Source organism: Sphingomonas sp. SAFR-052 (assembly GCF_051965015.1).
GTDB lineage: Bacteria > Pseudomonadota > Alphaproteobacteria > Sphingomonadales > Sphingomonadaceae > Sphingomonas.
In genome coordinates, this window is record NZ_JBQCMO010000004.1 from 167,237 (window position 1) to 180,606 (window position 13,370).

Below are 13,370 nucleotides of genomic sequence, written 5' to 3' on the forward strand. Positions count from 1 at the left end.
TTATGCGCGGCGTCAAAGCCAGTTGCGGTGCGGCCGCGCTGCTCGCCCTGGGGGGCTGTAATCGGCATCAATCGGCGCTGACCGTTTTCGGTGAAGAGGCGGCGACCGTCCGTCATTTGACGATCGTCATGCTAATCGGCGCGATCGTAATTGCCGCCGGCGTCGCCGCGTTGATGATCGCGGCCGTCCGCGCGCCCGAGGGGCGGTTGACCCTGTCAGGCGGGATGAAGCTGGTCGGCTGGGCCGGTGGTGTCGTGCCGGTAGTCGTGCTGCTCGGCCTGCTGCTCTACAGCCTGCCGGCGATGCGGCCGCTCCCGGTAGCCGATCGCGATTTGCGTATCGCCGTCGAGGGCGAGCAATTCTGGTGGCGTGTCCAGTATCAGCCGCCCGGCGCTGCGCCGGTCGTCACCGCCAATGAAATCCGCATCCCCGTTGGCCGCACCGTACAGTTCGACCTGACCGCCGGCGACGTGATCCACAGTTTTTGGATCCCCGGGCTGGCCGGCAAGATGGACATGATCCCCGGCCGGACCAACCGCCTGATCGTCCGCGCGACGAAGGCCGGAACGTTCCGCGGCGTCTGCACCGAATTTTGCGGGCTGAGCCATGCGCTGATGGCGTTCGATGTCGTCGCCATGGAGCCGGCGGCGTTCGACAGATGGCTGGCGAACGAGCGGCGGCCAGCGGCCCCCGCCCCCGGCACCGCCGCCGGGGCGCAGGCGTTCGCCGCCAATGGTTGCGCCGGGTGCCACGCCATCGCCGGGACCGAGGCCGCCGGGCAGATCGGCCCCGACCTGACCCATCTCGGCAGTCGCCGTTCGCTGGGTGCGGGCACGCAGCCGATGACCCGCACCGCCCTCGTCCGCTTCATCAAGGATGCGCCGGCGGTCAAGCCCGGTGCGCGCATGCCCGCCTATCCGCAAATGTCGCGCCAAGACGCGCAGGCAATCGCCGTCTATCTGGAAAGCATGAAATGAGCCTGCACGCGCAAGACGACCCCGCGCTCCGCGCTGCGCAGGAGGAACGGCTGCGCGCCGTATGGAAGGCACCGCAAGGCATTTTCCTGCGCTGGACCGACTGCAACAACAACCGGGTCGGCGCATGGTACACGCTGACCGCGTTCGCCTTCATGCTGTTTGCGGGCGTGCTGGCACTCATCATGCGGACGCAACTGGCGACGCCGGAAAACGACCTCGTCTCGGCGAACACCTTCAACCAGTTGTTCACGCTGCACGGCTCGATGATGATGTTCCTGTTCGCCGTGCCGATGTTCGAGGCGGTGTCGATCATCCTGCTGCCGCAGTTGCTTGGTGCGCGCGACCTGCCCTTTCCGCGCTTGTCCGCCTTCGGTTACTGGTCGTTCCTGTTGGGCGGGGTGTTCGTCGGCGGGTCGATTTTCTTCAACGCCGCGCCCGATGGCGGCTGGTTCATGTATCCGCCGCTGACTACCCGCACCGACCTGTCGGGCCTCGGCGCGGACATCTGGATGCTGGGCCTCTCCTTCATCGAGGTGTCGTCGGTGGCCGCCGCCGTCGAGCTGATCGTCGGCGTGCTGAAATGCCGGCCGCCGGGTATGCGGTTGAACCTGATGCCGCTCTATGCGTGGTACATCCTGGTCGTCGCGGTGATGATCCTGTTCGCCTTTCCGCCCTTGATCGCGGGCGACGTGCTGTTCGAAATGGAACGCCTGCTGAACTGGCCGTTCTTTGATGCGGCGCGCGGCGGCGATCCACTGTTGTGGCAGCACCTGTTCTGGATCTTCGGCCACCCCGAAGTGTATATCGTGTTCTTGCCGTCGATCGCGCTGTTCGCGATGATGATCCCGACCTTCGCGCAGCGCCACCTGCTCGGCTATCCGTGGATCGTGCTGGCGGCGGTCGGCACCGCATTCCTGTCGTTCGGCCTGTGGGTCCACCACATGTTCGCGACCGGCCTGCCCAAGATCAGCCTCGCCTTCTTTTCCGCCGCATCCGAAGCGGTCGCGATCCCGACCGGCATCCAGATCTTCGCGTTCATCGCCACGCTGTGGGCGGGCAAGGTTAAATGGTCGACGCCGTTGCTCTACGCGTCGGGCAGCCTCGCCATCTTCGTCATCGGTGGCTTGACCGGGGTGATGGTCGCCATCGCGCCGTTCGACTGGCAGGCGCACGACACCTACTTCGTCGTCGCGCATCTCCATTACGTGCTGATCGGCGGCACGCTGCTGCCGCTGTTCGGCGGGCTCTATTATTACTGGCCGCTGATTACCGGCAAGAAACTGTCCGACCGGCTGGGGCGCACCGCCTTCTGGACATTGTTCGTCGGAGCCAACCTGACCTTCTTCCCGATGCATTTCAGCGGCCTGTACGGGATGCCGCGCCGCGTGTTCACCTATCCCAGCGAACTCGGCATCGACTATCTGAACCTTGCTTCGACCCTTGGCGCCTATCTGTTCGCGACCGGTACCGCGATCATCTGTTTCGACCTCGCTCGCTCGCCATGGCGGCAGAAGGCGCCGCGCAATCCGTGGCACGCCGGGACGCTCGAATGGCTGGCGCATCCCGATGACGAGGATTGGGGCATCCGGTCGGTCCCGCTGATCGAAAGCCGCTACCCGATCTGGGACCAGAAGGATTTCGTGAAGAAGGTCGACGAAGGCCGCTTCTTCCTGCCCGATGCCGAGGAAGGCCGGCGCGAGACGATCGTGACGACCGTGCTCGACGCCCGCCCGCTCTACGTCGTCCGGCTCGGCACGCCCAGCTGGGTGCCGATGCTGACCGCGATTGCACTTGGCAGTGTGTTCATTCTTACCACCTATCACCTTTACTGGTGGTCGCTGGCGGGTGCTGTCCTGACGCTCGGCTTCGTCCTCTACTGGCTGTGGACCGGCACCGCGGAAATTCCGGAAAAGGACTGTAAGCCGATCGGGCACGGCATCGAACTGCCGCTCTATGTCTCGGGCTCAGCCGCGCCGGGATGGTGGGCGATGTTCATCACGATGATGGCCGATGCGACCGCCTTTTCGGGGTTGGTGTTCGGCTATTATTTCTTCTGGACGGTGCATCCGGAGTTCCCGCCCTCGGGTCCAGGCATGGACGGCCCCGGCACCTTCTGGCCGATGGTCGCGCTGGCGCTGGCGGCGCTCAGCTGGGGTGCTACGGTCGCGGCGCGCGGGACCAACCGGCGCGGTATCGTCGGCACTGCGCGGCTGTTGCTGGTGATCGGCATCGCCGCCAGCCTCGCCGGTATTTGGGCCGGGTTGCAGGGACCGCTGACCACCGGGCTCGATCCCGAACTGCACAGCTATCCCGCAATCGTATGGGTGCTGGTCATCTGGACCACCGCCCATGCCGGGGTCGGTGCGATCATGCAGGCTTATACGCTGGCCCGCAGCATCGCGGGACGGATGACGCCGTGCTATGACGCCGATTTGCGGAACATCACCGTCTATCAGCATTTCATGGCACTGACTGCCATCGTCACCTATGCGACGATCGGCCTGTTCCCGGGGGTCGCATGAAACGCGGGCTGCATGGCATGGTCACCAAGCTGAAGGTGACGCTCTGGACGCTGATCGTCCCGCCGACCGTCTGGGCGGCGCATTTTCTGTTCTCCTACCTGTGGGCGGCGATCCATTGCGCGAAGGTCGGCGGCTTCCCCCGGTTGCCGATCCTCTACGCCGTCGGCACCATCGTCGCGCTGCTGCTGATCGCCGGTGCCGGGATCATCGCCCACCTCCAGTCACGCGTCCCCGGCGACACCCCGCCGCATGAGGAAGGCACCGACAGCGACCGCATGCGCTTCCTCGCCTTCTCGACCGTGCTGCTCGCCGCCTTGAGCTTCGTCGGCATCCTCTTCACCGCCGCGCCCGTGCTGTTCCTGACGGATTGCCGATGAGGCGCGTCAGCCTGATCGCCGGGCTGGTGCTGTTGCCGCTGGGCTGGTTGGCGGCGGCGCAGGCGGGGATGGTCGGGCATATGGCCGGGCACATGATCGCGGTCGCGGTCGCCGCACCGTTGCTCGCCTTCGGCCTTGCCGACAGCGCCTTCGACCCCGCGCGGCGCTGGCCGAATGTCGTTACGCCGCTCGCCATGTCGCTGGTCGAACTCGCCACCGTCTGGGGCTGGCACTTGCCGGCGCTGCGGATGCTCGCCGACAGCAATATCGCGGCGATGGTCGTCGAACAGGCGATGTTCCTTGCCGCCGGCTGGCTGCTCTGGGCGGCGGTGCTCGGCACGGGTCCCGATCGCCGCGCGGCGGGCGTCGGCGCGCTGCTGCTGACCTCGATGCACATGACCTTGCTCGGCGCGCTGATCGGCCTTGCCCCCCGCCCGCTCTATCCGGCAATGATGCACGGGCATCACGATGCGCTCGCCGACCAGCAACTGGGTGGCGTCGTCATGCTGCTGGTTGGTGCCGCCAGCTATTTCCTCGGCGGCCTCGCGCTGCTCGCCACGTTATTGCGCCATCCGGAGCCGACCACATGACCATCCGCCTCACCTGGAAGCGTGTGATCGTGACGCTGCTCGGCATTTTCGCACTCGGCATGGCCTATGCCTGGTCGGGGCTGTTCAACGTCGCCGCATCGTCGGGCCATTGGGCAATCACCGACTGGTTCCTGCACTGGGTGATGCGCAATTCGGTGCAGACCCGCGCCGCCTTCTCGACGCCAAACGAGGCGAAGGACGACAGCGGCCTCGTCAGCGCGGCGGGCTATTACGCATCGTCCTGCGCATCGTGCCATGGCGCGCCGGGCGTGCGCCCGCTGCCGCTGATGCAGAAGGCGACGCCCCCCGCCCCCGACCTGTCGAAAAACGCGAAGGAATGGACCGACCGCCAGCTGTTCTGGATCCTCGAACATGGCGTGAAGTTCAGCGGTATGCCCGCTTGGGCCGCAAAGGATCGGCCGGACGAGGTCAAGCGCATGGTCGCCTTCGTCCGCCTGCTGCCGACGATGACGCCCGAGCAATATCGCGTGCTGGCGGGCAGCAATGCGCAGGGGTTCGGCGCCGCCAATGGCCGGTTCGACAGCTGCGCCGGCTGTCACGGCACCGACGGCCTCGGCCGGGGTCAGGCCGACATCCCGATCCTTGCCGGACAAGACCCCGCCTACCTCGTCGCAGCACTCGAAGCCTATGCGACCGGCACCCGCCAGAGCGCGGTGATGTCGAACGCCGCCGCCCAGCTCACGCCGGAGGAGCGCGTGGCCCTCGCCCGGCGGTTCGCGGCGATGCCCGGCATTGCGCCGGGGCGCGGCGGCAATGGCGACGCCGCCGCCCGCCGGATCGTCGAGCGCGGCCTGCCCGACAAGCAGCTTCCCGCCTGTCGCAGCTGTCACGACGCGGCCGGCACCAAGCGCTTTCCGGTCATCGACGGCCAACGCGCGGTCTATATCGCCGAACGGCTGCGCCACTGGCGCGGGGAGAAGGAAGTGGTCGACGCGCGCAAGGACCAGGCGACGATGCCGGTCATCGCGCGGCGCATCCCCGAGGACATGATCGAACCGGTCGCGCGCTACCTCGCCGGGCAATGATCGCAGGTCGCCATTGCCAGCATCGCCGGCGACGATAGGGTGCGGCCGATGGCGCCCCTGTTCGAACTGGACCCGCAAACGCTGCTGCGCGCCTATGCCAGCGGCATCTTTCCGATGGCCGACGATCGCGACGCGCCCGGCATCTACTGGGTCGAACCGAAGCTGCGCGGCATATTGCCGCTCGACGGGTTCCACCTGTCGCGGTCGCTGCGCAAGCTGATCGCATCCGATCGCTACCGCGTCACCGCCGACCAGGCGTTCGAGGATATCATCCGCCTGTGCGCCGAAAGCGCGTCCGACCGACCAGAGACATGGATCAACGGTACGATCGAACAGTCCTTCATCCGCCTGCACGAAATGGGGCTGGCCCATTCGGTCGAGGTCTGGGATGGTCAGCGACTGGCGGGCGGGCTGTACGGCCTCGCGCTCGGTCAGGCATTCTTCGGCGAATCGATGGTCAGCCGCGCGCCCAGCGCGTCGAAGGTCGCGCTGGCATGGCTGGTCGCACGGCTGCGCGTCGGCGGGTTCAAGCTGCTCGACTGTCAGTTCCTGACCGACCATCTGGGGACGATGGGCGCGGTCGAGGTACCGCGCAAAACCTATTCGGTGCTGTTGGCCGGGGCGCTGGGGTTCGATTCGGAAGGCGCTTCGGGGCTGGCCTCCGCCGCGTTCGATGCGCTCGATCGGCGTGGGGTCGTGCCCGACGACGTCACACCGGTACCGGCCGATACCGTGTCCGGCCCTCTATCTGGGAAAGACATCGTGCAGCTCTTGGGCCACACGTCGTAGATCGGGTGGAGCACGACGTTCAGTGCCGGACGCTCCTTGAACAGCCATCCCGAAAAAGCCCGCCGCCATTTGGCATCGGTGCCGCGCACGTCCATCTGCACGAACGCGCCGGTATATTGCTCTTGCTCCCACGGGGCGGTGCGTTCGCAGGCGCGCAGGCGAACGATCACGTCACCGATGCGCGTCGCCTGACCGGGTTTCAGCGTCAGGTCGCGGGTCTCGCCATTACGCTTGTTGAGCAGACCCACCACCGCGACGCGCTTGGCCATCGGTGTCGAGCCGGCGAGCAGGCTGCTGTCCAGCCCGGTATCGACGCTGACCACTTCGGGGGCATTGGGGTTGGGCCGAACCGATTCGGGCACCGCGACCTCAGCGGTGGCGGGGCGGGTCGTGTCCGGTTGCCGATGCCACTGCCGCCAGCCGAACCAGCCCGCGACCGCCAGCACTATCGCCATCGCCAGCCCGGCCAGCCAGCGGCGTGGGTTCACGCGTCGGGGCTCCACGCCTCGTAATCACCGGTCGCCCGCACGCGCGCGCCACCCTTTTCGAGAACGCCGGGCGGACGATAGGCGAGCGCGGTACCGGTCTGGTTCTCGACCGGCGGCTTCTGCCACTGACGCACCGGCGGCAGCGACTCGTCGGGCGTCCCCTCAATCTGGTGGTGCAGCCAACTGAACCATTCGGGCGGCACGCGGCTCGCGTCGTTCGACCCCGCATAGATCACCCAGCGGCGCGGATTGCCGTTGGTGTCGCGACCGCCCTGATAATAGGCGTTGCCGAGATGGTCGGTCCCGACCTGCGTCTTGCCGCGCAAGCCGAGCCAGGTACCGAAGGTGGCACCGTTCCACCAGGTGAAGACGTTCGCGAGGATTCCCATGCGCGACCGCTTAGCGCCTGCCCGCGCCCGCGACAATGGGGCGGATCATTTCCACGTCACCTTGTCGCCCGGCCCGATCCCCAGTTCGCCCGCCCGTCCACCGGCAATCTCCAGCACCGCTGCGATCGGTTCGCCCGATTCGACCTTTGCCCGCGAAAACGGCACGGCATTTTCACCGATGGTCGCGATCGTGCCGTCGGCGCGAATGAAGATGATGTCGAGCGCGTTCGGCGTATTCTCCATCCAGAAGCTTGCCGCCTTGGGCGGTCCGCCGTCAGGGGGATAGGGCGCGAACAACATTCCCGCATCGGGCGCCAGCCGCGCACGGTACATCAGACCCTGCTGCTGCTGCGCCTCGTTCGCGGCGACTTCCGACTTGAATATATGGGTCTCTCCATCGGCGGTCGTAATTGTCACCGGCTTGACGACCATCCCATGTTCGGAGACCGTTTCCTTGCCGGGCGCCTCTCCCTTGCAGCCGCCCAGTGCCGCCAGCAGCGCGATCGCCGCCAGCCCCGAAAATCGCAATTCTGTCACGCCGTCACTCGCCCGGTTCGACCGCAATGGCCATCGGCCCCTTTTGCCCTTCGACGATGCGGGCGACAAGCCGCTGGTCGGGCTCGACCTCCTCGATTCCGCCGCGGCGCAGCGTTTCCATATGGACGAACACATCGCCCGACTTGCTGTCGCGGACCAGGAAGCCATAGCCTTTCAGGCGGTTGAACCATTTGACCGACACCGGTTCGAACGGTCCCGCCTGTTCCGCCAGCGCGACCCGGTCAGGCCGGTCGACCGCGCGGCGCACCGGCTCGATCGCCAGCGACAGGTCGATCTCGAGGATCTCCACCGCCTGCATTCCCCGGCTGCGGCGGGCGGCGTTGCAGGTGACGATCGCCCCTTCGGGCAGGGTGCGGCGACCATGCGGCTCCAGCACCGAAAAATGGATCAGTACGTCGCCCAGGCTGCTGTCGTCGGCCACCGCAAACCCGAAGCCGCGGGTGACGTCGAACCATTTCACGACGCCGCGAACCGCCGTGACGACCTCGTCACGGATATTGGACACTGCCGCAGCCGCGGCCGGCGGGACCGCGCAATCATCGGCAATCGTTCGCGCTTCCAGACGCATCGTTGCTTACTCCCCCTGGCGTCCTTTGTAACACGATGTTTCATGAACGCGACGATTTCTTTGCAGTTTACCAATCGACCGTGACGTCCTCCTCGTCGCCCGGTGCCATCCCAGCGATCCGTCGTGCCAGCGCGGGGGAATGGCCAGCGCGGACCATCGCCGCGATCTGCTTTTCGCGGCGGTCGCGCTCGACCGGTTCGGCAGCGAACGGGCCGATCCGCTTGCGCCGGGCAAAGGCCATCGCCGATGCCTCGGCCCCCTCGTCCAGCGTATCCACCACCGCCGCGCTGTCGTCGCTTCCCACGCCCGCATGCCGCAGCGCGTCGTGCACACGCCGCGCGCCCAGCCCGCGCCGTGTCATCGACGCCGCCCGCGCCTCGGCAAAGGCGCGGTCGTCGACATAGCGCAACTCGGCCATGCGGTCGGCCAGTGCCGCGACATCGACGACCCCGTCCGCCCCCCGCTCACGCAGCTTGCGCGTCAGATAGGCGACCAGCTTCGCCCGCGTCGTTGCATATCGTTCAACATAGCGTAAGGCGGCGCGCTCCAGAGCGGGCTGATCGAGCGGCGGCAAGGGTCGGCGCGGGTCACGGGGCATGCGCCATGTTTGTGCCACACTGCGTCGCGATTTTGAAATCAACTGTGCCGGGCGACACTTTGCCGCTATGGCGACACGCTTCGAACGCCGCGAACGCGTGCGAACGGTGCCGAGAGTTGGACAAGAATGACGACGAATCTTGAAGGAAGTGTTGCAATCGCGCTGGAAGCGACTCCGACGGTCGATGCCTTGCCGCGCCGGTTCGCGGACTTCGCGACGCTGGGTGAGGCGATGGATTACGCCGCGCAGGGCACGCGCGGGCTGAATTTCCACGACGCGCGCGGCACGCTGAAGCGCGCCTATCCGTTCCGCGAAATGCGCGCGGATGCGCTGGAACAGGCGTATCGTCTGATCGCGAAGGGGGTGCGGCCCAACGACCGCATCGCGCTCATCGCCGAAACCGGTGCCGAGTTCGCGGCATTGTTTTTCGGCGTGGTCTATGCTGGCGCGTGGCCGGTGCCGCTGCCGCTGCCCACCTCGTTCGGTGGGCGCGAAGCGTATGTCGAACAGCTCCGTGTCCAGCTCGACAGCTGCGATCCCAAGACGCTGTTCTACCCTGCCGAACTCGAGGCGATGGCCGGTGAAGCCGCGCGAATCGCCGGGGTCGAAGGGATTGATTGGGAAAGCTTTTCGGCAAACGCGGCGCCGGTCGTCGACCTGCCGGCCGCCTCGACCGACGATATCTGCTATCTGCAATATTCCAGTGGATCGACCCGTTTCCCGCACGGGACGGAGATCACCCACGCGGCGCTGCTGAACAATCTGGCGGCACACAGCCATGGCATGCAGTTGGTCGCCGAGGATCGCTGCATCTCGTGGCTGCCCTGGTATCACGACATGGGGCTAGTCGGCTGCTTCCTCTCGGTCGTCGCCAACCAGGTATCGACCGATTATCTGAAGACTGAGGATTTCGCGCGGCGTCCGCTCGCGTGGCTCGATCTCATCACCCGCAATCAGGGCAATTCGATCAGCTATTCGCCGACCTTCGGCTACGATATCTGCGCGCGGCGCATGTCGAGCCAGACGAAGGCGGCGGATCGGTTCGATCTGTCGCGCTGGCGGCTGGCCGGCAATGGCGCCGACATGATCCGGCCCGACGTGATGCAGTCGTTCGTCGACGCCTTTGCCGATGCCGGGTTCAGGGCGTCGGCCTTCCTGCCCTCCTACGGCCTTGCCGAAGCGACGCTGGCGGTGGCGATCATGCCGCCGGGCGAAGGGATCATCGTCGAACTCGTTGAGGAAACGGAGCTTTCCGGTCACGCCGGCCGCGCCGACCGGCCGCAGCGTTACCGCGCCATCGTCAATTGCGGCAAACCGGTACGCGACATGGCCATTGAGATCCGCGAAGAGGACGGCACGCCGCTGCCTGAACGCGCGATCGGCAAGGTCTGGTGCAAGGGACCGTCGCTGATGAGCGGCTATTTCCGCGATCCCGAAGCGACCGCGGCCTGCATGGTCGATGGCTGGCTCGACACCGGCGACATGGGCTATCTGTCTGACGGATATGTCTATATCGTCGGTCGCGCCAAGGACATGATCATCGTCAACGGCAAGAATCACTGGCCGCAGGACATCGAATGGGCGGTCGAGCAGCTGCCCGGTTTCAAGGCTGGCGACATCGCCGCCTTCGCGATCACCACGCCCGGCGGTGAGGAAACGCCCGCCGTCCTGGTCCAGTGCCGCGCGTCGGACGAGGGCGAACGCCAGCGGCTGCGCGAGGAAATTCGCGAGCGGGTGCGGTCGGTTACCGGCATGAATTGCGTCATCGAACTGGTCCCGCCACGCACCCTGCCGCGCACCTCGTCGGGGAAGCTGAGCCGTGCCAAGGCGCGCAAGCTGTATCTGGAAGGCGAGATCAAGCCCTACGCGATCGCCGCCTGACGTTGGCGGAGCGGCATTTTTCGCTTTCCTACCGGCCCCCGCTCCCCTAACCACAAATCGGCCTTGCCCTTCCGGTTCGACCGGGATAGAGGCCGCGTCCGCACACGAGTGTAGCTCAGCTGGTAGAGCATCGGTCTCCAAAACCGAGGGCCGGGGGTTCGAATCCCTCCACTCGTGCCAGCGCACCCCGCGCCGACCCCGAAATGGATGCCGACGATGTTTCGTGCGCTGTACGACTGGACGCTTCGCCTTGCCAACCATCGGCACGCGGTACGCAGCCTCGCCGTCGTCAGCTTCTGCGAAAGCTCGTTCTTTCCGATCCCACCCGATGTCGTGCTGGTGCCGGTTATCCTGCAACACCGCAGCCGCGCCTATCAGATCGCTGCGATCTGTACGATCGCGTCGGTGCTGGGCGGCATGGTCGGTTACGCGATCGGCTATTTCCTGTGGGATACGGTCGGGGCGTGGGTCATCAACCTGTACGGGTTGCAGGACAAGGCGGCCAAGTTCCAGGCGGGGTTCGCGGAATATGGCGCGGCAATCATCCTGCTCAAAGGGCTGACGCCGATCCCGTTCAAGCTGGTGACGATCGCGTCGGGGCTCGCCAAGTTCAACTTCGCGATGTTCGTGCTGACCGCGACGATCACCCGCGCCTTCCGGTTCTTCCTGATCGCCTTCCTGCTCAAGAAATACGGCCAGCCGGTGCAGACGTTCATCGAGAAGCGGCTGACGCTGATCGGGACGCTGCTGGTCGTGGCACTGGTCGGCGGGTTCGCGGCGGTCAGTCTGCTCTGAACCGGACCAAAGTACAGGCGACTTCGTAACCTTTATACGCTAACCGCCCCCCGTCCGACGCGATAATCGCGCGGACCGAAGGGGGAGTATTCGATGAAGTTTCAGGCAGCGGCCGTGTTGGCCGCGACCATGGCGTTCGCCCAGCCTGCCGCCGCGCAGATGGCGCCGAGCACGGCGCCCGCACCGCTACCCTATCCGGAGATGCGCGAGCGCCAGCCCGACGATCCGTTGCAGGGGCTGCGGTTCGAGGTCGCGGGTGGCTATGACCGGCTCGAGATCAACTATGTCGAGGACGACACCAAATATTATGACGGTGCCGACGGCGTCCGCTATGGCGGCGAAATCGGCTATGACCTCGCAATCGGCGGCAAGGTCCTGGTCGGCGCCTATGCCGCCTATGCCGGATCGTCGATCAAGCGGTGCGACGATTTCGGCGTGGCGATCGGCACGATCTGCCAGCGCCCCAAAAGCGAGGTTTCGGGCGGGGCGCGCGTCGGGCTGCGGATCGGCCGCCAGTCGCAGCTCTATGGCAAGGTCGGCTATGCGTCGATGCCGCTCGAATTCTCGCTCGACACGATCCGTGAGAGCGAGACCTATGCCGGCTTCCATTTCGGGTTCGGCGGCGAGTTGGGCATTGGCGGCGGCGCGTTCGTGAAGGCCGAACTGGTCGCAACCGATTTCCGCACCAACGGCAAGACCTATGAGGATTTGAACTTCGACCGCCGTCACGCGGTCGCGGGGCTGGGCGTCCGCTTTTGACCCCCGTGGGGCGGCACCGCCGGCGTGCCGCCCGCCTCCGTCCGACGCCCCCGTCCCGCGCGCTTGCGTCGGCGCGCCGAGATCGCTAGATACCATGCCCAATCCGACAGCGTGGATGGGCAGCGCCGGTTTCCAAGAGGAACCGGACGGGGCCTTGTGTCCCGCGGTCGGTCAAACCGTTAACGAAGGTCAGGCACGTGGCGAAGGTTACCCCAGTCGAATTCATGCGGCAGGTCCGGGCCGAAACCGCGAAGGTGACGTGGCCGACGCGGCGCGAAACGGTGATGACCGCGGTGATGGTCGTCATCATGACGACGCTGCTGGCGCTGTTCTTCCTCGGCGTGGATTCGGCGTTCGATGCGATCGTCAAGGCGCTGCTGAAGCTCGCCCAGTAACCGATCCGTCCCCCTGCCCCTTCGGATAGTTCAAAGGATACGCATGTCGCGCTGGTACATCATTCACGCCTATTCGGGTTTCGAGGGCAAGGTCCGCGATTCGATCCTGTCCGAAGCGACGCGCCTCGGCCTCGACCATGCGGTCGAGGCGATCGAGGTCCCGACCGAGAATGTGACCGAAGTCCGGCGCGGCAAGAAGGTGCAGTCCGAACGCAAGTTCATGCCCGGTTACGTGCTGGCGAAGCTGGACCTGAACGATCAGGTCTATCACCTCGTCAAGAACACGCCGAAGGTCACCGGATTCCTGGGATCGTCGGGCAAGCCGCAGGCGATCAGCGAGGCGGAAGCCACGCGGATGCTGAACAGCAAGGAAGAGGCCGCCGCCTCGCCCACCAAGCAGAAGATCAAGGTCGATTTCGAGATCGGCGATTCGGTCAAGGTGCTGGACGGCCCGTTCGCGAGCTTCAACGGCGTGGTCGAGGAACTGGACTTCGACAAGTCGAAGGTGAAGGTTTCGGTGTCGATCTTCGGGCGGGCAACGCCGGTCGAACTGGATTTCGAGCAGGTGGAACGAAGCAAGTAAGGCGAAGCCGAAACTTGCTGTCCGCACACGAATAGCGAACGCTATTCGTGAGACG

At 65.9% G+C, this 13,370-nt stretch carries 15 protein-coding genes, 1 tRNA gene and 1 pseudogene; 12 read left to right on the top strand and 5 right to left on the bottom strand.

Translation table 11 applies throughout. From position 1 onward, the window contains the following. Positions 1-2: 2 nt before the first annotated feature. The 6 genes from coxB to aat are packed head-to-tail and all read left to right on the top strand — an operon-like array spanning position 3 to position 6,301. On the top strand, positions 3-977 hold the full coding sequence (coxB, locus tag ACTHQV_RS08560) for a cytochrome c oxidase subunit II (RefSeq protein WP_440489600.1): 975 nt from the start codon (positions 3-5) through the stop codon (positions 975-977). Then, the gene (gene ctaD, locus ACTHQV_RS08565) at positions 974-3,499 is read left to right on the top strand and encodes a cytochrome c oxidase subunit I (protein WP_440489602.1); all 2,526 of its coding nucleotides are present in this window, start codon (positions 974-976) and stop codon (positions 3,497-3,499) included. The genes coxB and ctaD overlap by 4 nt, the downstream gene beginning before the upstream one ends. Further along, a complete protein-coding gene (locus ACTHQV_RS08570) occupies positions 3,496-3,876 on the top strand; it encodes a hypothetical protein (RefSeq protein ID WP_440489604.1) in 381 nt (126 codons plus the stop codon). Before ctaD ends, ACTHQV_RS08570 begins: the two co-directional genes overlap by 4 nt. Then, entirely contained in the window at positions 3,873-4,466 is a 594-nt protein-coding gene (locus ACTHQV_RS08575; protein ID WP_440489606.1) for a cytochrome c oxidase assembly protein, read from the top strand. The genes ACTHQV_RS08570 and ACTHQV_RS08575 overlap by 4 nt, the downstream gene beginning before the upstream one ends. After that, positions 4,463-5,512 carry a c-type cytochrome gene (locus ACTHQV_RS08580; RefSeq protein ID WP_440489607.1) on the top strand — a complete coding sequence of 350 codons (1,050 nt, stop codon included), beginning with the start codon at positions 4,463-4,465 and terminating at the stop codon, positions 5,510-5,512. The genes ACTHQV_RS08575 and ACTHQV_RS08580 overlap by 4 nt, the downstream gene beginning before the upstream one ends. A gap of 48 nt (positions 5,513-5,560) precedes the next feature. After that, a complete protein-coding gene (gene aat, locus ACTHQV_RS08585) occupies positions 5,561-6,301 on the top strand; it encodes a leucyl/phenylalanyl-tRNA--protein transferase (RefSeq protein WP_440489609.1) in 741 nt (246 codons plus the stop codon). Between the two features lie 35 nt (positions 6,302-6,336). Here aat and ACTHQV_RS08590 read toward each other — a convergent pair. The 5 genes and pseudogenes from ACTHQV_RS08590 to ACTHQV_RS08610 form a co-directional block, all read right to left on the bottom strand. Beyond that, a pseudogene (locus tag ACTHQV_RS08590) lies at positions 6,337-6,756 on the bottom strand (DUF2155 domain-containing protein); the annotation flags it as partial. A gap of 29 nt (positions 6,757-6,785) precedes the next feature. Next, entirely contained in the window at positions 6,786-7,178 is a 393-nt protein-coding gene (locus ACTHQV_RS08595) for an NADH:ubiquinone oxidoreductase subunit NDUFA12 (protein WP_440489611.1), read from the bottom strand. Positions 7,179-7,223: 45 nt separating this feature from the next. After that, positions 7,224-7,715, bottom strand: a complete 492-nt coding sequence (locus ACTHQV_RS08600; protein ID WP_440489613.1) for a DUF192 domain-containing protein — start codon at positions 7,713-7,715, stop codon at positions 7,224-7,226. Positions 7,716-7,719: 4 nt separating this feature from the next. Further along, positions 7,720-8,241, bottom strand: coding sequence for a cold-shock protein (locus ACTHQV_RS08605; protein WP_440489615.1), 522 nt, complete (start codon positions 8,239-8,241; stop codon positions 7,720-7,722). A gap of 130 nt (positions 8,242-8,371) precedes the next feature. Beyond that, on the bottom strand, positions 8,372-8,902 hold the full coding sequence (locus ACTHQV_RS08610) for a regulatory protein RecX (RefSeq protein WP_440489616.1): 531 nt from the start codon (positions 8,900-8,902) through the stop codon (positions 8,372-8,374). Between the two features lie 126 nt (positions 8,903-9,028). Here ACTHQV_RS08610 and ACTHQV_RS08615 point away from each other — a divergent pair, with 126 nt between their 5' ends. The 6 genes from ACTHQV_RS08615 (at position 9,029) to nusG (ending at position 13,315) form a co-directional block, all read left to right on the top strand. Beyond that, positions 9,029-10,783, top strand: a complete 1,755-nt coding sequence (locus ACTHQV_RS08615) for a fatty acyl-AMP ligase (protein ID WP_440489617.1) — start codon at positions 9,029-9,031, stop codon at positions 10,781-10,783. A 104-nt stretch (positions 10,784-10,887) separates the two neighbouring features. Continuing rightward, positions 10,888-10,963, top strand: a tRNA-Trp gene (locus ACTHQV_RS08620). 27 nt (positions 10,964-10,990) lie between these two features. After that, complete coding sequence (locus ACTHQV_RS08625; RefSeq protein WP_440489618.1) at positions 10,991-11,578, top strand: YqaA family protein; 588 nt, start codon at positions 10,991-10,993, stop codon at positions 11,576-11,578. 93 nt (positions 11,579-11,671) lie between these two features. Further along, positions 11,672-12,337 carry an outer membrane beta-barrel protein gene (locus tag ACTHQV_RS08630; RefSeq protein ID WP_440489620.1) on the top strand — a complete coding sequence of 222 codons (666 nt, stop codon included), beginning with the start codon at positions 11,672-11,674 and terminating at the stop codon, positions 12,335-12,337. 197 nt (positions 12,338-12,534) lie between these two features. After that, positions 12,535-12,732: a preprotein translocase subunit SecE gene (gene secE, locus ACTHQV_RS08635; protein ID WP_056454132.1), complete on the top strand. Its 198-nt coding sequence runs from the start codon at positions 12,535-12,537 to the stop codon at positions 12,730-12,732. Positions 12,733-12,775: 43 nt separating this feature from the next. Next, a complete protein-coding gene (gene nusG / locus ACTHQV_RS08640) occupies positions 12,776-13,315 on the top strand; it encodes a transcription termination/antitermination protein NusG (protein ID WP_056454136.1) in 540 nt (179 codons plus the stop codon). The last annotated feature ends 55 nt before the right edge of the window (positions 13,316-13,370 follow it).

What these genes read in the sequence shown, in the direction of transcription:
- ACTHQV_RS08610 (WP_440489616.1), bottom strand. Translation starts at nt 8,902, where the DNA reads ATGCCCCGTGACCCGCGCCGACCCTTGCCGCCGCTCGATCAGCCCGCT.
- ACTHQV_RS08625 (WP_440489618.1), top strand. Translation starts at nt 10,991, where the DNA reads ATGCCGACGATGTTTCGTGCGCTGTACGACTGGACGCTTCGCCTTGCC.
- ACTHQV_RS08580 (WP_440489607.1), top strand. Translation starts at nt 4,463, where the DNA reads ATGACCATCCGCCTCACCTGGAAGCGTGTGATCGTGACGCTGCTCGGC.
- coxB (WP_440489600.1), top strand. Translation starts at nt 3, where the DNA reads ATGCGCGGCGTCAAAGCCAGTTGCGGTGCGGCCGCGCTGCTCGCCCTG.
- nusG (WP_056454136.1), top strand. Translation starts at nt 12,776, where the DNA reads ATGTCGCGCTGGTACATCATTCACGCCTATTCGGGTTTCGAGGGCAAG.
- ACTHQV_RS08630 (WP_440489620.1), top strand. Translation starts at nt 11,672, where the DNA reads ATGAAGTTTCAGGCAGCGGCCGTGTTGGCCGCGACCATGGCGTTCGCC.
- aat (WP_440489609.1), top strand. Translation starts at nt 5,561, where the DNA reads ATGGCGCCCCTGTTCGAACTGGACCCGCAAACGCTGCTGCGCGCCTAT.
- ACTHQV_RS08570 (WP_440489604.1), top strand. Translation starts at nt 3,496, where the DNA reads ATGAAACGCGGGCTGCATGGCATGGTCACCAAGCTGAAGGTGACGCTC.
- ctaD (WP_440489602.1), top strand. Translation starts at nt 974, where the DNA reads ATGAGCCTGCACGCGCAAGACGACCCCGCGCTCCGCGCTGCGCAGGAG.
- ACTHQV_RS08575 (WP_440489606.1), top strand. Translation starts at nt 3,873, where the DNA reads ATGAGGCGCGTCAGCCTGATCGCCGGGCTGGTGCTGTTGCCGCTGGGC.
- ACTHQV_RS08615 (WP_440489617.1), top strand. Translation starts at nt 9,029, where the DNA reads ATGACGACGAATCTTGAAGGAAGTGTTGCAATCGCGCTGGAAGCGACT.
- ACTHQV_RS08595 (WP_440489611.1), bottom strand. Translation starts at nt 7,178, where the DNA reads ATGGGAATCCTCGCGAACGTCTTCACCTGGTGGAACGGTGCCACCTTC.